The organism is Promicromonospora sp. Marseille-Q5078 (genome assembly GCF_050315395.1).
Classification (GTDB): Bacteria; Actinomycetota; Actinomycetes; order Actinomycetales; family Cellulomonadaceae; genus Isoptericola.
In genome coordinates this window covers 1042879-1062527 of sequence record NZ_JBNPQG010000001.1, presented here as the reverse complement: position 1 = coordinate 1062527, position 19649 = coordinate 1042879, and the positions used below count along the sequence as shown (strand labels likewise).

The following is a 19649-nucleotide window of genomic DNA, read 5'->3' as shown; positions in this document are numbered from 1 at the left end:
GAGAACGATGGCCACGTCGAGCGAGTGGATCGCCGGAGCACGCCCCCGCACGCTGCCCGCGGCGGCCGCGCCGGTGCTGATCGGGTCGGGCGCGGCGGCCGACGTCGGCGTGTTCGGCTGGCTGCCGGCGGTCCTCGCGCTCGGCGTCGCGCTGGCCCTGCAGGTGGGCGTCAACTACGCGAACGACTACTCCGACGGCGTGCGCGGCACCGACGTGGACCGCGTAGGGCCGCTGCGGCTCACCGCGTCCGGCGTCGCCCCGCCCCGGCGGGTCAAGGGCGCCGCGTTCGGCTCGTTCGGCGTCGCCGGCGTGCTGGGCGTCGCCCTGTGCGCCGTCAGCGGCCACTGGTGGCTGCTGGCCGTGGGCGTGCTGTGCGTGCTCGCCGCCTGGTACTACACGGGCGGCAAGCACCCGTACGGGTACGCAGGCCTGGGCGAGGTCGGGGTGTTCGTCTTCTTCGGCCTCGTCGCGACGCTCGGCACCACGTACACGCAGGCGGACCTCCTCACCTGGCCGTCCGTGCTGGGCGCCGTCGGGGTGGGGATGATCGCCTGCGGGCTGCTCATGGTGAACAACGTGCGCGACATCCCGACCGACGTCCTCGCCGGCAAGCGCACCCTCGCGGTGCGGCTGGGCGACCACCGGGCCCGGCGGTGGTACGCGGCCTGCATCCTGCTGCCCGTGGTGCTGGGCATGGTGTGCGCGGCGTGGTCGCCGTGGGCGCTGCTCGTCACGGTGCTGCTGCTGCCCGCCGCGCTGCTCGTGGCGCCGGTGATGGCCGGGGCCCGGGGCCCGCTGCTGGTCAAGGTGCTCGCCGGCACCGGCATGTTCGAGCTCGCGTACGGGGTGCTGCTGGGGCTAGGCCTCGCGCTCTGAGCGCTCGGCGCCCCCGCGCCGGTCGTCGGCGGACTCCCGGTCCATGAGACCGTCCTCGTAGTCGGTGTCCACGTCGTGCTTGGCGGAGCCGTCCTTGCGCCGCTGCTCCTTCTCCGCCAGCCAGCGCGCCGCGGAGTCGCGGGGCCCGCCGAGCGCGAGATAGGACACGGCGAACGCCACCACGGCGGCCACGAGGACGAGGAGCCAGCTGCGCAGGCCGAGCAGGTAGCCGGCGCCGAGCGCGGCGACGAACAGCAGGATCCGCCAGAAGGTGTACATGACGAGGGGCACCCGTCCAGGGTAGGCGCGATTCCTGAGCACTCCGACGCGCAACTAGGCTGAGGGCATGTTCGCGCGTGTGATCCTGCCGCTCCTCGTGGTGGGGCTCGCCCTCTACGCCCTCCTCGACCTCGCCGGGTCCGAGGAGGAGGAGCGGGGCGGCCTCCCCCGCTGGCTGTGGGCGGTGATCATCCTGCTGCTGCCGGTGTTCGGTGCCGTCGCGTGGATCGTCGTCAAGCAGGCGAGCCGCCGCGCGCCCGGCGGGCGCGGGCCGTCCGGCCGGTCGGGGCGCCCCCGCCCGTCCGGCCCGCGGCGCCCCTCCGGCCCCGTGGCCCCGGACGACGACCCCGAGTTCCTCTGGCGCCTCGAGCAGGAGAAGCGCCGCCGGGAGCGGGAGTCCGGCGGCAACGGCGACGCCCCCTGACGTTGTGGGTACGAAAACGGCGTGAATTCCCTGCGGAATTCACGCCGTTTTCGTACCCACAACGCGGTGGGGGCGGGCGACCGGATCAGTTCTCGGTGTTGAGGCCCGAGTACGAGTGCTTGCCGTTGAAGATCAGGTTCACGCCGGTGAAGTTGAACAGCACGCACAGGTAGCCGACCACCACGAACCAGGCGGCGCGACGGCCGTCCCAGCCGCGCGTGGTGCGGGCGTGCAGGTAGGCCGCGTAGACGACCCAGATGACGAAGCTCCAGACCTCCTTGGGGTCCCAGCCCCAGTACCGGCCCCAGGCGTGCTCGGCCCAGATGGCGCCGCCGATGATGGTGAACGTCCACAGCACGAAGCCCACGGCGTTCAGCCGGAACGACAGTGCCTCCAGCGAGGTGGGCGTCGGCACGCGGTCGAGCCAGCGGAAGCCGGGCCGCTGCAGGTACGGCGAGCCGGAGTCGCGGCTGTCGCGCACCAGCTGCAGCACGGACGACACGAACGCGACGGTGAAGATGCCGGTGGCGCTGATCGCGACGCCGACGTGGATGACGAGCCAGTAGTTCTGCAGCGCCGGCTGCACGCCCATCGCGGCGACGTAGAAGACGTTGAGCCCGAGCACGAGGAACAGCACGGCCAGGCCGGTGACGAACGCGCCGAGGAACTTGAAGTCCTTGCGCACGTTCATGCCGAGGAAGACGGCCAGCGCCATGAACGAGCCCACGAGCGTGAACTCGTACATGTTGGCCCAGGGCGTGCGGCCGGCGGCGATGCCGCGCAGCACGATCGCCACGAGGAGCAGCGCCGTGCCCACCCAGGTGGTCGACATCGCGATGCCCGCGGCACGACGGCGCGGGGGCGCGGCGTCCGCGGCGACGACGCCCGCGGGGGGCGTCGTGGCGCCGGACGCGCCGGCGCCCACGGCGGCCGGGACGCGCGCCTCGGCGTGCGCCTCGGCCCGGGCCTCGGTGCGGCGGCCGAGGTCGATCGCGAACGCCACGAGCGCGATGGTCAGCGCGGTCGCGGCGCCCCAGACGAGCAGCACGCTCAGCTCGGCGATCTGCATGGTCAGTCCTCCGTGACGGTGGTCGTGCTCTGCGGTTCGGGCCGGTCGGTGCTGCGGTCGTCGTCAGCGGGCGGGCCGACGTCGTCGAGGCCCGGCACCGCGGCCATGGCCTTGTCGACCTCGCGCTGCAGGCCGGCGTCGTCCCCGCGCGCGAGCCCGGCGAGCTCGACGCGGGTCACGGGCCGGCCCGCGCCGTCCGTGGCCTCCCATGATCGCACCCAGACGCGGCGACGCGGCGTGAACAGCGAGACCGCGAGGCCACCGAGGGCCAGCAGGGCGAACGTCAGCACGAAGGCGAGCGACGGGTCGAACCGCAGGTCGAGCGCGACGTAGCGGGGCACGTCCTCGCCGAGCGAGACGGTGCCGAGCCCGTCGGGCAGGTCGACGGTCTCCCCCGGCTTCACCAGGATCTTGACCGTCTCTCCGTCCTCGTCCACGGACGGGGTGAGGTTCGCCGTGTCGAGGCGGTACACGTTCTGCGGCACGCCGTCGTCCAGCCCCAGGTCGCCGCGGTACACCTCGAGCACCAGGAGCGGGTTGTTCGGCTGCGGGAAGACGGAGCGCGCCGAGCCGTCCTGGTCGACCACGGCGGTCGGCAGGAAGTACCCGACGAGCCCGATCTGCTCCTGGCCGCCGGAGACGTCCGGCACCTTCACGACGCCGCGCGAGGTGTACATCGTGTCCTCGGGCAGGAACGGCACCCGGCCGGCGAAGGCCGTCTCGCCGGCGCCGTCCTTGACCGTGATCTCGGGCGCGAAGCCGTTGCCCTGCAGGTAGATCTTTGCGCCGTCCACGGTCAGCGGGTGGTTGACCTTGATCTGCTCGGCGCTCTGCGCGCCGTCCGGCTCGGTCACGGTGACGTGCGCGGTGAAGTCGCGCGCCTGCGCGAAGGCCACGGTGTCGGACGCGAACTCGGAGTCGAACGAGTCCAGCGTCATGGAGAACGGCGTCAGCGACGACGGCTGGAACCACGCGCCCTTGTCGAAGGTGTCGTAGTCGACGACGGCGTTCGCGAAGCCGCGGTCCTCGGTGACGATCGCCTGCCCGCGGTAGTGCAGCAGCTGGCCGAGGGCCACCGAGACCAGCAGGCCCAGCAGCGCCAGGTGGAACAGGAGGTTGCCGGTCTCGCGGAGGTAGCCGCGCTCGGCGGCGACGGTGCGGGTGGCGGGCCGCCCGAGCCGCGGCTCCTCCGCCCCGACGTCGACCCGGAAGGTGGGCAGGCGTCGCAGCGGGCCCCGCAGGTGGGCGGCCACCGCGTCCGTCACCTCGTCCGGCGACGCCGCGGTGGTGCCCTCCGCGGTGGCGGGGAACCGGCCGAACCGCACGGGCGTCTTCGGCGGGCGGTTCCGCAGCGCGCGGGCGTGCGAGAGCGTCCGCGGGACGATGCAGCCCACCAGCGACACGAACAGCAGGATGTAGATGGCGGAGAACCAGACCGAGCTGTAGACCTCGAAGAAGCCGAACCGGTCCAGCCACTCCCCCAGCGTGGGGTGGTCGCCGAGGTACTCGAGCACCCGGGCGGCGTCCTGGCTGCGCTGCGGCAGCACCGAGCCGGGCACGGCCGCGACGGCGAGCAGCATGAGCAGCATGAGCGCCACGCGCATGCTCGTGAGCTGGCGCCACGTCCAGCGCAGCGCGCCGCGCCAGCCGAGGGACGGGAGGGTCGGGCCGCCGGGCTTGGTGGGCCCGCCGTGAGGCGCCGCGGGAACCTCCTGGGCGCGTCCCTCGGTGAACGCGTCGTGGATGCCCTCGGGGCGGTAGGTCGCCTTCTCGCTCATCACACCACCGTCACGAATCCGCCGATCCAGCCCTGGAGCTGGCTGGTCCACGAGGCCCACAGGCCCGTCACCAGCGCCAGGCCGACCAGCACGAGCAGAGCGCCGCCGGCGCGCTGGATGCCCAGCCGGTGCTGCCGCAGGAAGCCGAGCATGCGCTGGGACGACTGCAGCCCGAGCGCCACCAGCAGGAACGGCACACCGAGCCCGACGCAGTACGCGACGCCCAGCACGATGCCGCGGCCGGCCGACGCCTGGTCGAGCGACAGCGCCTGCACGGCCGCGAGGGTGGGGCCGATGCACGGCGTCCAGCCCAGGCCGAAGACCACGCCGAGGAGCGGCGCGCCCCACAGGCCCGCGCGCGGGCTCAGGTGCATGCGGCGCTCGCGCTGCAGGAACGGGACGGCGCCGAGGAAGGCCAGGCCCATGAGGATCACGACCACGCCGAGGACGCGCATGATCGTGTCCTCCCACTGCACGAGGTAGGACCCGAGCGCACCGGCCGCGGCCATGAGCGCGACGAACACGGCGGTGAAGCCGAGCACGAACAGCCCCACGCCGGCGACGACGCGCCGCCGGGCCGGGTCCTGCGGCGCGCCGCGGCCCTTCGCCCCGGAGCCCGCGGTCGCGGCGGCCATCCCGCTGACGTACCCGACGTAGCCGGGCACCAGCGGCAGCACGCACGGCGACGCGAACGACACCAGGCCCGCGATCACCGCGACCGGCAGCGCCAGCAGCATCGAGCCGCTGAACGCGGTGGCCGCGAACGTGTCGCCCATCAGGCGCCCTTCGCGGCGCCGTCGCCCGAGCCGTCCGACTCGGCGAGCACCTCCTCGACGATGGCGTCGAGGGTGGACGCCTCGGCCTGCCCGATGACGCGCGCGGCGACGCGGCCTTCGGCGTCAAGCACGACGGTGGACGGCACGGCCTGCAGGGGCACGACGCCGGAGAGCCGGGCCACGACCTGGCCGCTGCGGTCCTCGATCGACGGGTACGGCACGTCGAAGGTGCGCTGGAAGGCGGTGGCGGCGCCGGCCTCGTCCTCGGTGTTGATGCCGAGCACCCGCACCCCGTCGGCCTCACGGTCGTTCGCGAGGTCCACGAGGTCGGGAGCCTCGGCCCGGCACGGCGCGCACCCGGCGTACCAGGTGTTCACCACGACCACGTCGCCGCGCCAGTCCTCGGTGCTGACGTCGTCGCCCTCGAAGGTGGTGCCCTCCACGGTGACCGGGTCCTCGCGGTCGCCCGCGTCCCACTGCTTCACGGACCCGTCGCCCGAGACGAAGCCCTGGCCGACGACGTCGCCCGCGCCCGAGTCCTGCGCGCCGCACGCGGCGAGGAGCCCCGCCGCGACGACGGCACCCGTGACGGCCGCAGCGCGCCGCAGCGCGCGCGAGGTGGTGGTGCGCATCACGCCCCCGGGACCGGGTCGGCGCCGGCGAGCAGGTCCGCGGCCGGCTCGGAGTAGTGCAGGCCGAGGAACGTCTCGCCGTCGAACCGCAGCGACGTCAGCGACGCCAGCGCGCACTGACGGCGACGCGGGTCGTGCGCCAGGGAGGCGCCCTCGTACGACCGGCGGGTGACCCACACGGGAAGCTGGTGGCTGACCAGCACCACCTCGTGACCGTCGTGCGCGCGGCGCGCGTCGTCCACCGCGGCCCGCATCCGGGTCACCTGGTCGGCGTACGGCTCGCCCCAGGACGGGCGCGCCGGGTTCCACAGGTAGCGCCAGTAGCGGGGGTGGGCGAGCTGCGCGGGGTTGCTCCCGATCGTCGTGCCCTCGAAGTGGTTGCCGGCCTCGACGAGGCGGTCGTCGGTGGCGAGGGTCAGGCCGAAGGCCTCGGCCGTCGGGGTCGCGGTCTCCTGCGCGCGCTGCAGCGGCGAGGCGACGACGGCGACGACGTCGCGGCCCGCGCCGGACAGGTGCTCCGCCACGCGGCGCGCCATCGCCTGACCGCGCTCGGACAGCCGATAGCCGGGGATGCGCCCGTAGAGGACCCCGTCCGGGTTGTGGACCTCGCCGTGCCGCACGAGATGGACGGTGGTGGTGGCCATGCCCCCCAGTGTCCCAGAACTGTGGAGCACCCAGGTCCCGCCCAGCCAGGCGTGATGCCCCTCACTCCGCAGCGGCGCGCGACCCCTCGACCGGGGCGGCGGACACCGCGGCACCGGGCTCGGTGGCGAGCAGCTCGGCCGGGTCGATGCCCCGCGCGGTGGCCGCGACCTTGGCCATCGCGCGGCCCAGCACCGCCATCTCCCGGGGGTCGAGCGCGTCGACCAGCAGCCGCCGCACGGCGGTGACGTGACCCGGCGCGGACTCCACGAGGGCCGCGTACCCGGCGTCGGTCATGACGCAGTTCACGCCCCGGCGGTCGCCCGGCACGGGGGTGCGGACCACGAGGCCGCGCTGCTCCATGCGGTCGACGGTGTGCGTGAGCCTGCTGCGGGACAGGGCGAGGAACTCCGCGAGCGCCGACATGCGCAGCGTCCGCTCCGGCGCCTCCGAGAGCTGCACCAGCAGGTGGTACTCGTTGAGAGTCACCGCCAGGCCCGCGTCGTGCGCGTCGCCGAGCGCCTCGAAGAACCGGGACGTCCCCTCGAGGAAGCGTCGCCACTCCCACTGCTGGTTCTCGTCCAGCCAGCGCACGTCCACGTCGTCCTGGTCGTCGCGCCGCTGCGCGTTCGTCGTCCCGCCCACGGGAATAGGTTACGAGACCGGCGTGTTCTCTCCCCCGTGACGGTAGTTGAGTGCTCAACTACCTAGGGAACGCCCGCATGACCGACACCCGAGGAGACACCATGACCGCGCTGCCCGCAGGCCTGACCGCCGGTACCTACGCCATCGACCCCGCCCACTCCACCGCCTCGTTCTCCGTGCGCCACGCCGGGATCGCCAAGGTGCGCGGCACGATCGCGATCACGTCCGGCGAGATCTCCGTGGGCGACGACCTCGAGTCGTCCGCCGTCACCGCCGAGCTCGACGCGGCGTCGGTCAACACCAACGACGAGAACCGCGACGCGCACCTCAAGAGCGCGGACTTCTGGCACGCCGAGGAGAAGCCGGTCTGGTCCTTCGCCTCGAAGGGCATCAGCACGGACGGCGACGACTACACGATCTCCGGCGCCCTCACCATCAACGGCGTGACCAACGACGTCCAGCTCCCCACCGAGTTCACCGGCACCGCGACCGACCCGTTCGGGAACCCGCGCGCCGGCTTCGAGTCCGCGCTCGAGATCTCGCGCAAGGACTACGGCCTGACCTGGAACGCCGCGCTCGAGACCGGCGGCGTCCTCGTCGGCGACAAGATCAAGATCGTCCTCGACGTCTCGGCCATCAAGCAGGCCTGAGCCTCTCGCCGAGATAGAGAAGCTGGAACCGCGAGATAGAGAAGCCCGGACGGGTCCGCAACCAGTGCGGACCCGTCCGGGCTTCTCTATCTCGCGGTTCCAGCTTCTCTATCTCGGCGTGCCGTTCGTCGCCGCGCGGGCGGCGGCGTGGAACGCGAGGATCTGCAGCTCGCCGGCCACGTCCACGGAGCGCACGACGACGTCGTCGGGCAGCTGCAGCGCGACGGGCGCGAAGGAGAGGATCTCCCGCACCCCGCACGCGACGATCCGCTCGGCGATCGGCTGCGCCACCGGCCCCGGCGTCGCCAGCACGACCATCGACACGCCGGTGCGCGCCAGCACGTCCTCCAGCGCGTCGACGTGCTCGATCGCCAACCCGGCCGCCGTCCCACCCACGACCTGCGGGTCGGCGTCGAGCAGGGCCACCACCTGGAACCCGCGGGCCGCGTACCCCGAGTAGTTCGCCAGGGCGTGCCCCAGGTTGCCGACCCCCACGATGGCCAGGCGGTGCTCCGACCCCAGGCCCAGCGCCGTCGCGATGTACTGCGCCAGCGACTGCACGTCGTAGCCGACGCCTCGCGTGCCGAACGACCCGAGGTACGACAGGTCCTTGCGCAGCTGCGCCGAACCCACCCCCGACCGTTCCGCCAGCTCCGACGACGACGTCGTCGTCACGCCGGCGTCCGCCAGGTCGCGCAGGGCGCGCAGGTAGTAGGGCAGCCGCGCCACTGTCGCGGCCGGCACCGTCGCCTCACCGAGCTCGATCACTCCGTCGTCCTCCCCGGGCTCAGCGTGCCAGCCGACGCGCCAGCCGCGCGGCGTCCACCCGCCAGAAGCCCTGCTGCACGCCGTCCACCTCGACGACGGGCACGTAGTCCCCATACTTGCCCACCAGGTCGCCGCCCGGAGCGTCGTCGACGTCGATGTCGACCTCGCGCCATGCCTCCCCCGCCGCGCCGCACACGTCCTCGACCACGGCCCGTGCCTCGTCGCACAGGTGACAGCCGTCGCGCGTGTACAGCAGCACCCGGGGGTCGCCTGCGGATCCCTGCGGCCTGCTCACCTGCACAGCGTATCCGCGCCGATACAGTGGGCCGCATGCCGTCGCCCACCGAGTCCTCCGTTCCGGTGCGCGCGGCGGCCTTCTTCGACGTCGACAACACGATCATCCGTGGGGCCAGCGCGTTCCACCTGGCGCGCGCCCTGTACCAGCGCCGGTTCTTCGGCACCCGCGACCTGCTGCGGTTCGCGCTGATCCAGGCGAAGTACCTGGTCTTCGGGGAGTCGCGCACGCAGATCGAGACCGTGCGCAGCCGGGCCCTGTCCCTCATCGCGGGCCGCTCCGTGGCGGAGATCACCGCCGTCGGCGAGGACGTCTACGACACCGTGCTGGAGCTCCGGATCTTCCCCGGCACCAAGCGGCTGCTCGACGAGCACCTCGCCGCCGGCGACCAGGTGTGGCTCGTCACCGCGACCCCGGTCGAGATCGGCGGCCTCATCGCGCGCCGTCTCGGCGCCACCGGCTGTCTCGGCACCATCGGGGAGCACTCGGGCGGCTTCTACACCGGCCGCCTCGTCGGCGACCTCATGCACGGTGAGGCCAAGGGCGCCGCCGTCCGCGAGCTCGCCGAGCGCGAGCACATCGACCTTGCCGCGTCGTACGCCTACGGCGACTCGCTCAACGACCTGCCGATGATGCGCACCGTCGGGCACCCCTGCCCGATCAACCCGGACGTCCGGCTGCGCCGGCACGCCAAGGAGGTCGGCTGGCCGATCCGCGAGTTCCGCGGCCGCGGGCGGCGGGTGGCCGGCCGGGGCATGAAGACGGCGTCGTGGGCCGGCGCCGCCTGGGTGGCGGGGCTCGTCCTGCGCTCGATCCGGCGGCGGATCCAGGGTCGCTGACCCCCCACCCCGAACCGACGAACGGGCCCGGCACCTCCGAGGAGGTGCCGGGCCCGTTCACGCTCTGCCCGCCGGACTCAGCCGGCGGACGAGGTCACTTCTTGTTGCGACGCTGGTGGCGCGTCTTGCGCAGCAGCTTGCGGTGCTTCTTCTTCGCCATGCGCTTACGGCGCTTCTTGATGACGGAGCCCATGAGGTCCTCACAATGCTTGTCGGTCGGTGGAACACGGTTGGTCCCAGGAGTCCTGTGTCCAGGAGCAGCCGACCAACGCGGAAAAGTCCGTCCCCCAGGGTACCCGACTCCGGGCGTCCGCCCGACCGCTGCCCGCCGCCGCCGGCGTGACGTCAGTCGCGGTAGGGGTCGAGCCCCCAGGTCGGGAAGACGTGGCGCCGGGTGGCGAGGACCGCGCGGTCGACGTCGTCGGCCGGGTCGTAGCCGTCGGCCCAGGGCCGCCAGACGACGTCCCCGCTGCCGAGACGCTCGGCGGGGTCGAGGCCGGAGAGCTCCTCGACCTCCCGACGCCAGGACTCCGGGAGCACGAGGCCGAGCGGCAGGGGCGCGTGCGCCGCCTCCGCGACGAGGCTCGCCCACACGAGCGGGACGACGTCGACCACCGCGTACCCGCCGCCGCCGAGCGCCACCCAGCGGCCGTCGGCGAGCTCGTGCGCGAGCTCGTGCACCCAGCGCGCCGCCGTGCGCTGGGCGGCCACCCCCACGTTCAGGTCCGTGAGCGGGTCGTTGCCGTGCGCGTCGCAGCCGTGCTGCGACACGATCACCTGCGGCCGGAACTCGCGCACCACCGCCGGGACGACGGCGTCCACCGCGCGCAGCCAGTGCGCGCCGTCGGTGCGCGGCGGCAGCCCCACGTTCACCGCCGTGCCCTGCGCGGCCGTGCCCCCCGTGTCCCCGGCGTTGCCGCTGCCGGGGAACAGGGTGTGCCCGTCCTGGTGCACCGAGACGGTGAGCACGCGCGGGTCGTCCCAGAAGATCGCCTCGACGCCGTCCCCGTGGTGGGCGTCGAGGTCGACGTAGGCCACCCGCTCCGCCCCGAGGTCCAGCAGCCGCTGCACCGCGGCGGCGGCGTCGTTGTAGATGCAGAACCCGGACGCGGCGCCGCGCTGCGCGTGGTGCATGCCGCCCGCGATGTTCACGCCGTGCGCCACGTGTCCCGACCAGACCGACTCCGCCGCGTCGACCGACGCCGCGACGAGCCGGGCTCCCGCCTCGTGCATCGTCGCGAACACCGGGTCGTCCTCGGTGCCGAGCCCGCGCACCAGGTCCGGTATCCCGGTCGCGGCCGCGCGGCGCACCGCGGCGACGTACGCGGGGTCGTGCACCGTCTCGATCAGGGCGTCGGGGGCGGGCGCGACGTCCGCCACCTCGAGCGTGGGCTCGTCGAGGAGCCCGAGCTCCGTGACCAGCCGCATCGTCAGGTCGAGGCGGGCGGGCGCCATGGGGTGCCCGGGGCCGAAGTCGTAGCGCAGGAGCTCAGGACTCCACAGCAGCCGGGCGACGCGCATCCCGTCACGGTAGCCGACGGCGTGGCAGGCTGTGCCCAGCGACTGAGGGGCGAGAGGGGTCAGGGTGCCGGGGACGTGGGGCGGTCGCGGGCTCTCGCTGCGCGGGTGGGCCAACCGGGCGGCACGCGAGTACCCCGCCAGGCTCGCGATGACGGTGTTCGCCGCCGTCATCACCGTGATCTGGCTGCTGCTGCTCACCCCGTGGGCCACGGCGTCCGGCCGCGGCGCGTCCGTCGTCGACGCCCTCTTCACCGCGACCTCCGCGGTCTGCGTGACCGGCCTGGTCGTGCACGACACCGCGACCTACTGGTCGGAGTTCGGGCACGTCGTCATCCTCGTGGGCATCAAGGTGGGCGGCCTCGGCGTCATGACCCTCGCCTCGCTGCTCGGCCTCGCGGTGTCCCGGCGGCTCGGCCTGACGCAGAAGCTGCTCACGGCGTCGGAGACGAAGACGGAGCGGCTGGGCGAGGTGGGCGCCCTGCTGCGCACCATCATCATCACCGCCACCAGTATCGAGCTGTGCATCTCGCTGCTGCTGTTCCCGCGCTTCCTCGCCCTGGGCGACGGCGCGGGCACCGCGGCGTGGCACGCCCTGTTCTACGGGATCTCGTCGTTCAACAACGCCGGTTTCGTCCCTACCGAGCACGGCCTGCTCCCGTTCGCCTCCGACTGGTTCGTGCTGGTGCCGATCGCGCTCGGCGTGTTCATCGGCTCGCTCGGCTTCCCCGTGATCCTCAACGTGCTCACCAACCGGCGCCGGCACAAGCACTGGGTCCGGGCCCTGTCGCTGCACACCAAGCTGACGGTGACCACCAGCCTCGCGCTCCTGGTCGGCGGCGCGGTCCTCATCGGCGCGATGGAGTGGGCCAACCCCGCGACCTTCGGCGGGCAGGGCTTCGCCACCAAGATCCTGTCGTCGGTGTTCGCCTCCGTGATGCCGCGCTCCGGGGGGTTCAGCTCCGTGCCCGTGGAGGGGATGACGCAGGAGACCTGGCTGGTCACGGACGCGCTCATGTTCGTGGGCGGCGGCTCCGCGTCGACGGCGGGCGGCATCAAGGTCACGACGTTCGCCGTCATGCTGCTCGCGATCGTCGCCGAGGCGCGCGGCGACGCCGACACGGAGGTGTTCGGCCGCCGCATCCCGCGCGACACGCTGCGGCTGTCCATCGCCGTGGTCTTCATGGGCGCCACCGCGGTGCTCGTCTCCTGCCTCGCGCTGCTGCGCCTCACCGACCTGCAGCTGTCCGAGGCGCTGTTCGAGGTGATCTCCGCCTACGCCACCGTGGGCCTGTCCACCGGAGTCACCGGAACCCTGCCCGACGCCGCCAAGTACGTGCTGTGCGCGCTGATGTTCGTGGGCCGCGTCGGGGTCATCTCGCTGCTCGGCGCCCTCGCGCTGCGCGACCGGCGCCGCATCGTACGCTTCCCCGAGGAGCGCCCGATCATCGGGTGACCCGTACCGGAAAGAGGAGAACCGTGCCCGACAAGAAGGCCCCCGCACGCGACGCGGGCGTGCTGGTGATCGGCCTCGGCCGCTTCGGCTCGTCGCTCGCGACCACGCTGGACCGGCTGGGCCAGGACGTGCTCGCCGTGGAACGGGACGAGAAGCTCGTGGCGCAGTGGTCGGGCCGGCTGCCGCTGGTGGAGGCGGACGCGTCGGAGGCGGAGGCCCTCGTCCAGCTCGGGGCCAAGGACTTCGGGGTCGCGGTCGTGGGCGTCGGCACCGAGCTCGAGGCGTCCGTGCTCATCACGGCGAACCTCGTGGACATCGGCACCCCGCAGATCTGGGCCAAGGCGATCTCCGCGGAGCACGGCCGCATCCTCACCCGCATCGGCGCCCACCACGTCGTCTACCCCGAGGCCGACGCCGGCTCCCGCGTCGCGCACCTCGTGAGCGGCAAGATGCTCGACTACATCGAGGTCGAGGACGGCTTCACGATCGTGAAGATGCGCCCGCCGAAGGAGATGCAGGGCTTCACCCTCGCCCAGTCGGACATCCGCAAGCGGTACGGCGTCACCGTCATCGGCGTGAAGTCGCCCGGCGTCGAGTTCACGTACGCGACGCCCGAGACCCGCGTGAGCGCCAACGACCTGCTGGTGTGCTCGGGCCACGCCGACCTGCTGGAGCGGTTCTCGGCGCGGCCGTAGCGCCGCCGCACGACCCCGGCACCTGCGGTTCGCCCCGAGTTCGCCCGCGGGACAGCGGGGCGCCATCGACGAGGGGCACGCTCGGGGTCCATGCGATCCCCCCGACGCGCCCTGCCGGCGCTGCTCCTGCTGCCCGCGCTCGCCCTCGTGCCCGCCTCCGCGGCGTGGGGTCACGGCGGCCACGGACCGGGCCACGGTCATGGGCACCCGCACGGCGGCGTCGCGACCGTGACGACCGGCATCGAGACGCCCGTCCTCTACGACGACGAGGAGGGCGGGAACGCCTCCGGCGACGACCCGGCGATCTGGGTGCACCCGGGCGACGACGACGCGTCGCTCGTGCTGGCCACCGCCAAGGAGGGCGGCCTGCGCGTGTACGACACCGACGGCCGCGAGCTGCAGTCGCTCGCCGCCGACCCGGCGCCGCGCGCGGACGGCGTCCCGGGCCGCTACAACAACGTGGACGTCGCGTACGGGCTGCGGGTGGGCGGCGAGACCGTCGACGTCGCCGTCGTCTCGGACCGCTACAACGACCAGCTCCGGTTCTTCGCCGTCGACCCGGACGGCGCCGACGCGGACCGGCCGCTCACCGAGATCACCGCCCCCGAGCAGGACTTCCTCTTCCAACCCGACCGCGCGGGCGTCGACACCGAGCACACGGCGTACGGGCTCGCCGTGTGGCAGGCCCGCGACGGCGCGGCCTACGCCGTCGTGACGCAGGAGGGCACGACGGCGGTCGCCACCGCGCGGCTCCTGCCCCGCGCCGACGGCACCGTCGGGTACGACGACGTCGAGCACCTGGACCTGCCCGCGTCGTTCGACCTGCCCGACGGCAGCACCTGGACGCCGTGCGAGGAGCCGGGCGTGGGGCCGCAGCTGGAGGGCCTGTCCGTGGACCAGCGCACCGGCACCCTGTACGCCGCGCAGGAGGACGTCGGCCTGTGGAGCCTGCCGCTGCCGCTCGGCTCGGGCGAGCCGCGCCTCGTCGACGAGGTCACGGACTTCGGCGTGGCCGACGCCTGGGACCCGGTGACCGAGGAGTGCGAGCCGGTGGATCCGGCCGCCGGCGCCCCGTTCGGCGGCGACCGCCTCACCGCGGACGCCGAGGGCGTGGACGTCTACCACGGGCCCGGCCGCACGGGATACGTCATCGTCTCCAGCCAGGGCGACGACACGTACTCCGTCTACTCCACGACCGGCCGCCACCAGGCCCTCGGCACCTTCCGGGTCGCGGGCACCGGCGGCGTCGACGACGTGAACGGCTCCGACGGCCTCGCGGTCACGCACCGCCCCGTGGGCGACTTCGACGAGGGCCTCCTCGTCACCCACGACGAGCCGGAGACCGGTGCCGACGTCGAGCCCGGCCGCGGCGACGCCACGGGCTTCTCCTACGTCGGCTGGGACGATGTCGCCGACCGCCTGGGCCTCGTCGTCAGCACCCGGGCCGGCAACGACCCGCGGTTCCGCTGACGCCCTCCCCGTCGATCGAGACCGTCGAGACCACGCCGTCCAGGTCTCGACAAGCTCGACCAGCGATCCTGTCGTCGGTCGAGCGTGTCGAGACCACGCCGTCCAGGTCTCGACAGGCTCGACCAGCGATCCTGTCGTCGGTCGAGCGTGTCGATACCACGCTGTCCAGGTCTCGACAGGCTCGACCAGCGATCCTGTCGTCGGTCGAGCGTGTCGAGACCACGCCGTCCAGGTCTCGACAGGCTCGACCAGCGGGCAGGCGTCGGTCAGGCCGTCCGACGACGCAGGGTCGCGACGCCGAGGACGACGGCGCCGACGATGAACAGGGCGATGGCTCCCACGGCCCCGCGCACGTCGCCCCACTCGCCGCCGGCGGCCAGCGTCTGCATGGCCTCGACCGCGTAGGTCAGCGGGAAGACGCGCGAGAGCCACTCGAGCACCTGCGGCATCTCGTCGCGCGGCATGAGCAGGCCGCAGGTGATGAGCTGCGGGAAGATCACGGCGGGCATCATCTGCACGGCCTGGAACTCGCTGCGCGCCAGCGCCGACGCCGCCAGGCCCAGGCAGCAGCCGAGCACGGCGTCGAGCATGGCGACGGCGATCACCAACCACAGCGGGCCGAGCACGTCCATGCCGACGGCGAGGGCGAAGCCCACGACCACCAGCGACTGCAGCAGCGCGAGGCCGGCGAAGGCGAGCGCGTAGCCGGCCACGAAGTCGCCCTTGCGCAGCGGCGTCGTCATGAGCCGCTCGAGGGTGCCGGACTGCCGCTCGCGCAGGGTCGCGACGCTCGTCACGAGGAACATCACAATCAGCGGGAACAGCCCGACGAGCATGGGACCGAACTGGTCGAGCACGGGGGTGCCGTCGAACATCCACGCGATGAGGCCGAGCAGCAGGCACGGCAGCACGAGGATGAGCGCCACGGTGCGGTGGTCGAACCGGAGCTGGGCCAGCACCCGGCTCGCGGTGTCCAGCGTGAGCGTCATCGCTGTCCCTCCCCGGTCGTCGGCCCGGACGCCGAGCCGGACGTGGTGGCCTGCTGGTCGATCAGGGCGAGGAAGGCGCGCTCGGCGTCGGGCGCGCCGGTGCGCGCGAGGAGCTCCGCGGGCGTGAGGTCGGCGACGAGGGCGCCGTCGCGCAGCAGCAGGAGCCGGTCGCACTGGGTGGCCTCGTCCATCACGTGGCTGGAGACCAGCAGCGTGCGGCCCTCGCCGGCGAGCCGCCGGAACATCGCCCACAGGTCGCGGCGCAGTACGGGGTCGAGGCCGACGGTGGGCTCGTCGAGCACCAGGAGCTCGGGGTCGCCGACCAGCGCCGCGGCGAGGGAGACGCGCGACAGCTCGCCCCCGGACAGGGTGCCGACACGCTGCTTCTCGTGCCCGCCCAGGTCGACGGTGGCGACCGCGCGCCGGACGGCGGCCTCCGCGCCCGCGCCGGGCAGGCCGGCCAGCCGGGCGAAGTAGCGCAGGTTCTGCAGCACCGTGAGGTCGGTGTACACGGAGGCGGCCTGCGTCACGTAGCCGACGCGGCGGCGCAGCCCGGCCGCCCCGGCGGGCTCGCCGAGCACGGTCATCTCGCCGGCGACCCGCGCCTGGACGCCGACGACGGCGCGCAGCAGGGTGGTCTTGCCCGAGCCGGAGGGCCCGAGCAGGCCGACCACCTGGCCGGCGGGCACGGACACGTCCATCCCGTCGATGATCGTCCGGCCGCCGCGCTCGACCCGCAGGCCTCGGGCCCGGACAGCGTCGTCCTTATTCACCATGTGAAGAATTCTGCTCCCGCCGGGGCGTGAGCGCAATGGCCCGGGCCCTCCGACCTCCGCACCTCAGTCCTCGGCGGGGAGCTCCCCGGTGAGGTAGCGCTGCACCGTCGGCCCGACCAGCGCCGCGACCCGGGCAGGTGACGACGACGCCAGCGGCTCGATCGGCACCAGGTAGCGCGTCAGGAGCACGCCCGCCATCTGCGACGCGACCAGCGCCGTGCGCAGCCGCGCGTCCGCGACGTCCAGCCGCTGCACGATCGGCCCGAGGAGCTCCGCCCCGAGGAACTGCGGCAGCAGCACCCGCAGCCCGGGGTCGGCCATCACGGCCGGGATGACGATCCGCACGGTCTCGCCGTAGTCCGCGTCCCACACGTCGACGACGGAGCGCACCAGCCGCTCCCCCAGCGTCCCGACAGGCCCGCCCTCGGCCGCCGCGCGCACGATCGCCGCGGGGTCGACGTCCGCCAGGCCGAGGGAGGCGGTGAACAGGTGCGTCTTGTCGCCGAACCAGTGCCGCACGGTGCCGGGGTCGACGCCCGCGCGCCGTGCGACCGAGCGCACCGACGCCGCCTCGTAGCCGCGCTCGCGGAACTCCTCGCGGGCGGCGGCGAGCACCGGCTCGCGGGTGTCCTGACCCCCCGGCCGGCGGCCCCGCCGCGCCTCGCCCGCCACGACCGGGCTCCGTCAGCCGTGCTCGGCGGCGAGCTCGCGCGACCGGTCCCGCGCCGCCTCGAGCGCGTCGAGGAACGCGGCCCGCACGCCGCCGTCGTCCAGCTTGCGCAGCGCCGCGACGGTGGTGCCGCCGGGCGAGGACACCTTCTCCCGCAGCAGCACGGGGTGCTCCCCCGTCTCGTCGAGCAGCTTCGCCGAGCCGAGCACGGTCTCGACCGCGAGGCGGCGCGCGACGTCGCGGGTGAGACCGAGCAGCACGCCGGCCTCCGCCATCGCGTCGACCACGTAGAACACGTAGGCGGGGCCGGAGCCGGCCAGCGCGCCGAACGCGTCGATGTCCTTCTCCGCGACGCGGAACACGTGCCCGGAGCCGGACAGCACCTGCTCCACGAGCGCTACGTCGTCCTCGCGGGCCGCCGACCCGCCGACCACGGCGGTGACGCCCGCGCCCACCAGGGCGGGGGTGTTCGGCATCGCGCGCACCACGGGAGTGCCGGCGGGAAGGCGCTGCTCGAAGAACGACAGCGGCAGCCCGGCGGCCACGCTCACGACGACGGCGCCCGGCTCCAGGGAGTCGGCCACGCGGTCGAGCATCGCGCCCACGTCCTTCGGCTTCACGCCGACCACCACGACGTGCGCGCCGGCCACGGCGGCGACGTTGTCCGTCGTCGCGCGGACCCCGAAGCGCTCGGTGAGGTGCGCGCCGCGCTCGGCGCGCCGGGAGGTGGCCACCACGTCCTCGGGGGCGACCCCGGCGGCCAGCGCGCCGGCCAGCACCGCCTCGCCCATGTTGCCCGTCCCGAGGAACGCCATCGTCACGCCGCTCGTCCGGGCACCGGCCTGCTCGTCATTCTGCTCGCTCACGGGGACCACGGTACGTCGCCGCCGGGCGGCCCGGCCTACAGGGGGTAGGCGGAGTAGAAGTCCTCGACGAGGTCCGCCGGACCCGTGGCCTGCAGCACCGCGGTGCCGTTGCGCCACGTGACGACGGCGGTGCCCTCGGTGGATCCGGGCGTCACGACGTACGCCCCGGTGGCCTTGCCGCCCACCGAGACCTCGCCCTCGCCGGTCGGCTCGCCCGCGGCCTGGACGAGCGCCTCGTACGCGCTCGTCGCGGCGTCGTCGTCCTCCCACTGGCCGGCGTGCACCTGTACGGACGCGGCGCCCTCGCCGTCACCGTCCGCGTAGGTGAGCTGCCACGCCTCGACGGCGTCGGCGTCCCTCTCCCACGTCTCGTCCTCGGTGGCCTCGCGCAGCGCGAGCGCCAGCACCGTGTCCGGCTGGGCCTGGAGGAAGGCCGTCTGGGCCTCCGGCCGGCCGCTCGGCGAGATCGTCGGCGTCGGCACCGGCGCCGTCACCGTGGCCTGCGGCTCCGGCTCGTCGCGCGCGAACCCCGGCCACACGAACGCCGTCAGCAGCACCACCAGCAGCACCAGCGCGCCCGCGGCCGAGGCCACCACGATCCGACGGCGGCGGAACACCTCGGGCGACGGGCGGCCCTTCCCGCCCGTGCGTGCCTGGCTCACGATGTCCTCCTGCGGGGTCGGCGGCGGTGCACCCCGCAGCCTAGGGCGCGCCGCCCGGGATCGATCGCGTCCCACGGCCGCGTGTCGACCTGCCCGCGACCGGCGCCCCGGGTCAGCGCAGGACGAGCTCCACCTCCGGGTGGCCGGCGAAGACCTCGAGGACCAGCTCCGCGTAGGTCTTGCCGCGGCCCGCCTCGAGGTCGGCGAGCCGCCGGCGGAAGCGCGCGGCGTCGAACACCTGCGGGTCGGCGAGCTTCGCGAGGTAGTAGGTGCGCGTGGCCGCGAACCCCAGCGCGTCGCGGGACCGGGCGAAGCCGTGCCAGACGACGGTGACCCGGCCGGCGCCCTGCACGCCGCCGAACCCGCCGTGCAGCAGGTCGTCCAGGGCGTCGAGGCTCTGGCCCAGCGTCCAGCCCTCGCCCGTCATGAGCACGCGGTCCAGCTCGGCGTAGAACGTGGCGATCGAGTCGACCCGGGCGCCGTCGAGGTGGAACGTGCGGTGGTCGCCGTCGCCCGCCGCGACGTCGTCGTACTCCGTCAGCTCCGTGCGCCAGTACTCGGCGCCGTCGCGGGTGCGGCGCACGAGCCCGAGGTCGACCATCGCGCGCCGCGCCCCGACCGGGTCGTCCGCGAGCGCCGCCAGCCTCCGGGTGAGCTCGCGCTCCCCCACCGGCTCGAGCAGGTCGGGCAGCACGGCGTGCGCGAGCCAGCGCGCCACGGCCCTCCGGTGCTCCCACCGCCGGGGCATCACGACCAGACGCCCGTCGTGCAGGAACCGGGTGACGTCGGGGTTCACGGGGGTCACGCCGTCATCATCCCGCGCGGCGCTCCGGGCGCGGGGCCGCTGTCGGTACCGACCTCTAGCGTCTGACG

At 73.9% G+C, this 19649-nt stretch carries 24 protein-coding genes; 7 read left to right on the top strand and 17 right to left on the bottom strand.

The genetic code is table 11. The features are described from left to right. Positions 1-7: 7 nt before the first annotated feature. Positions 8-877: a 1,4-dihydroxy-2-naphthoate polyprenyltransferase gene (locus tag ACQFYA_RS04865; protein WP_499121933.1), complete on the top strand. Its 870-nt coding sequence runs from the start codon at positions 8-10 to the stop codon at positions 875-877. On the opposite strand, the gene ACQFYA_RS04860 is transcribed toward ACQFYA_RS04865, so the two are convergent. Next, positions 860-1168: a DUF4229 domain-containing protein gene (locus ACQFYA_RS04860; RefSeq protein ID WP_499121932.1), complete on the bottom strand. Its 309-nt coding sequence runs from the start codon at positions 1166-1168 to the stop codon at positions 860-862. The genes ACQFYA_RS04865 and ACQFYA_RS04860 overlap by 18 nt on opposite strands. 55 nt (positions 1169-1223) lie before the next feature. On the opposite strand from ACQFYA_RS04860, the gene ACQFYA_RS04855 reads away from it, so the two are divergent. Further along, positions 1224-1580 carry a PLDc N-terminal domain-containing protein gene (locus tag ACQFYA_RS04855; RefSeq protein WP_499121930.1) on the top strand — a complete coding sequence of 119 codons (357 nt, stop codon included), beginning with the start codon at positions 1224-1226 and terminating at the stop codon, positions 1578-1580. Between the two features lie 85 nt (positions 1581-1665). Here ACQFYA_RS04855 and ccsB read toward each other — a convergent pair whose 3' ends face one another. The 6 genes from ccsB to ACQFYA_RS04825 form a co-directional block, all read right to left on the bottom strand. Continuing rightward, positions 1666-2649, bottom strand: a complete 984-nt coding sequence (gene ccsB / locus ACQFYA_RS04850) for a c-type cytochrome biogenesis protein CcsB (RefSeq protein ID WP_499121929.1) — start codon at positions 2647-2649, stop codon at positions 1666-1668. Positions 2650-2651: 2 nt separating this feature from the next. Continuing rightward, the gene (resB, locus tag ACQFYA_RS04845; RefSeq protein ID WP_499121928.1) at positions 2652-4427 is read right to left on the bottom strand and encodes a cytochrome c biogenesis protein ResB; all 1776 of its coding nucleotides are present in this window, start codon (positions 4425-4427) and stop codon (positions 2652-2654) included. After that, complete coding sequence (locus ACQFYA_RS04840) at positions 4427-5203, bottom strand: cytochrome c biogenesis CcdA family protein (protein ID WP_499121927.1); 777 nt, start codon at positions 5201-5203, stop codon at positions 4427-4429. Before ACQFYA_RS04840 ends, resB begins: the two co-directional genes overlap by 1 nt. Then, on the bottom strand, positions 5203-5835 hold the full coding sequence (locus ACQFYA_RS04835) for a TlpA family protein disulfide reductase (protein WP_499121925.1): 633 nt from the start codon (positions 5833-5835) through the stop codon (positions 5203-5205). The genes ACQFYA_RS04840 and ACQFYA_RS04835 overlap by 1 nt, the downstream gene beginning before the upstream one ends. Next, the gene (locus ACQFYA_RS04830) at positions 5835-6479 is read right to left on the bottom strand and encodes a histidine phosphatase family protein (protein ID WP_499121923.1); all 645 of its coding nucleotides are present in this window, start codon (positions 6477-6479) and stop codon (positions 5835-5837) included. The genes ACQFYA_RS04835 and ACQFYA_RS04830 overlap by 1 nt, the downstream gene beginning before the upstream one ends. 61 nt (positions 6480-6540) lie before the next feature. Further along, on the bottom strand, positions 6541-7122 hold the full coding sequence (locus ACQFYA_RS04825; RefSeq protein ID WP_499121922.1) for a MarR family winged helix-turn-helix transcriptional regulator: 582 nt from the start codon (positions 7120-7122) through the stop codon (positions 6541-6543). Positions 7123-7199: 77 nt separating this feature from the next. On the opposite strand from ACQFYA_RS04825, the gene ACQFYA_RS04820 reads away from it, so the two are divergent. After that, positions 7200-7772 carry a YceI family protein gene (locus ACQFYA_RS04820; RefSeq protein WP_499121921.1) on the top strand — a complete coding sequence of 191 codons (573 nt, stop codon included), beginning with the start codon at positions 7200-7202 and terminating at the stop codon, positions 7770-7772. Positions 7773-7880: 108 nt separating this feature from the next. Here ACQFYA_RS04820 and ACQFYA_RS04815 read toward each other — a convergent pair whose 3' ends face one another. Then, positions 7881-8540: a redox-sensing transcriptional repressor Rex gene (locus tag ACQFYA_RS04815; protein WP_499121919.1), complete on the bottom strand. Its 660-nt coding sequence runs from the start codon at positions 8538-8540 to the stop codon at positions 7881-7883. A gap of 19 nt (positions 8541-8559) precedes the next feature. Continuing rightward, the gene (locus ACQFYA_RS04810; RefSeq protein WP_499121918.1) at positions 8560-8835 is read right to left on the bottom strand and encodes a glutaredoxin family protein; all 276 of its coding nucleotides are present in this window, start codon (positions 8833-8835) and stop codon (positions 8560-8562) included. Positions 8836-8870: 35 nt separating this feature from the next. On the opposite strand from ACQFYA_RS04810, the gene ACQFYA_RS04805 reads away from it, so the two are divergent. After that, positions 8871-9674, top strand: coding sequence for an HAD family hydrolase (locus ACQFYA_RS04805; RefSeq protein ID WP_499121917.1), 804 nt, complete (start codon positions 8871-8873; stop codon positions 9672-9674). 94 nt (positions 9675-9768) lie between these two features. Here ACQFYA_RS04805 and ACQFYA_RS04800 read toward each other — a convergent pair whose 3' ends face one another. Beyond that, positions 9769-9867, bottom strand: a complete 99-nt coding sequence (locus ACQFYA_RS04800) for a 30S ribosomal protein bS22 (RefSeq protein ID WP_003792170.1) — start codon at positions 9865-9867, stop codon at positions 9769-9771. A 152-nt stretch (positions 9868-10019) separates the two neighbouring features. Further along, positions 10020-11195, bottom strand: a complete 1176-nt coding sequence (locus tag ACQFYA_RS04795; protein WP_499121915.1) for an acetoin utilization protein AcuC — start codon at positions 11193-11195, stop codon at positions 10020-10022. 64 nt (positions 11196-11259) lie between these two features. Here ACQFYA_RS04795 and ACQFYA_RS04790 point away from each other — a divergent pair, with 64 nt between their 5' ends. From ACQFYA_RS04790 to ACQFYA_RS04780, 3 genes are all read left to right on the top strand, one after another. After that, entirely contained in the window at positions 11260-12648 is a 1389-nt protein-coding gene (locus ACQFYA_RS04790) for a TrkH family potassium uptake protein (RefSeq protein ID WP_499121913.1), read from the top strand. A 23-nt stretch (positions 12649-12671) separates the two neighbouring features. Next, the gene (locus ACQFYA_RS04785; protein ID WP_499121912.1) at positions 12672-13343 is read left to right on the top strand and encodes a potassium channel family protein; all 672 of its coding nucleotides are present in this window, start codon (positions 12672-12674) and stop codon (positions 13341-13343) included. Positions 13344-13433: 90 nt separating this feature from the next. After that, the gene (locus ACQFYA_RS04780) at positions 13434-14813 is read left to right on the top strand and encodes a phytase (RefSeq protein WP_499121911.1); all 1380 of its coding nucleotides are present in this window, start codon (positions 13434-13436) and stop codon (positions 14811-14813) included. Between the two features lie 266 nt (positions 14814-15079). Here ACQFYA_RS04780 and ACQFYA_RS04775 read toward each other — a convergent pair whose 3' ends face one another. The 6 genes from ACQFYA_RS04775 to ACQFYA_RS04750 form a co-directional block, all read right to left on the bottom strand. Continuing rightward, the gene (locus tag ACQFYA_RS04775; RefSeq protein WP_499121910.1) at positions 15080-15802 is read right to left on the bottom strand and encodes an ABC transporter permease; all 723 of its coding nucleotides are present in this window, start codon (positions 15800-15802) and stop codon (positions 15080-15082) included. Continuing rightward, on the bottom strand, positions 15799-16578 hold the full coding sequence (locus tag ACQFYA_RS04770) for an ABC transporter ATP-binding protein (protein WP_499121909.1): 780 nt from the start codon (positions 16576-16578) through the stop codon (positions 15799-15801). The genes ACQFYA_RS04775 and ACQFYA_RS04770 overlap by 4 nt, the downstream gene beginning before the upstream one ends. A gap of 63 nt (positions 16579-16641) precedes the next feature. Continuing rightward, entirely contained in the window at positions 16642-17250 is a 609-nt protein-coding gene (locus ACQFYA_RS04765; RefSeq protein ID WP_499121907.1) for a TetR/AcrR family transcriptional regulator, read from the bottom strand. A gap of 12 nt (positions 17251-17262) precedes the next feature. Beyond that, positions 17263-18063 carry a pyrroline-5-carboxylate reductase gene (proC, locus tag ACQFYA_RS04760; protein WP_499127438.1) on the bottom strand — a complete coding sequence of 267 codons (801 nt, stop codon included), beginning with the start codon at positions 18061-18063 and terminating at the stop codon, positions 17263-17265. An 86-nt stretch (positions 18064-18149) separates the two neighbouring features. After that, on the bottom strand, positions 18150-18776 hold the full coding sequence (locus tag ACQFYA_RS04755) for a hypothetical protein (RefSeq protein WP_499121906.1): 627 nt from the start codon (positions 18774-18776) through the stop codon (positions 18150-18152). A 112-nt stretch (positions 18777-18888) separates the two neighbouring features. Beyond that, complete coding sequence (locus ACQFYA_RS04750) at positions 18889-19581, bottom strand: DUF2087 domain-containing protein (RefSeq protein ID WP_499121905.1); 693 nt, start codon at positions 19579-19581, stop codon at positions 18889-18891. Positions 19582-19649: the final 68 nt, after the last annotated feature.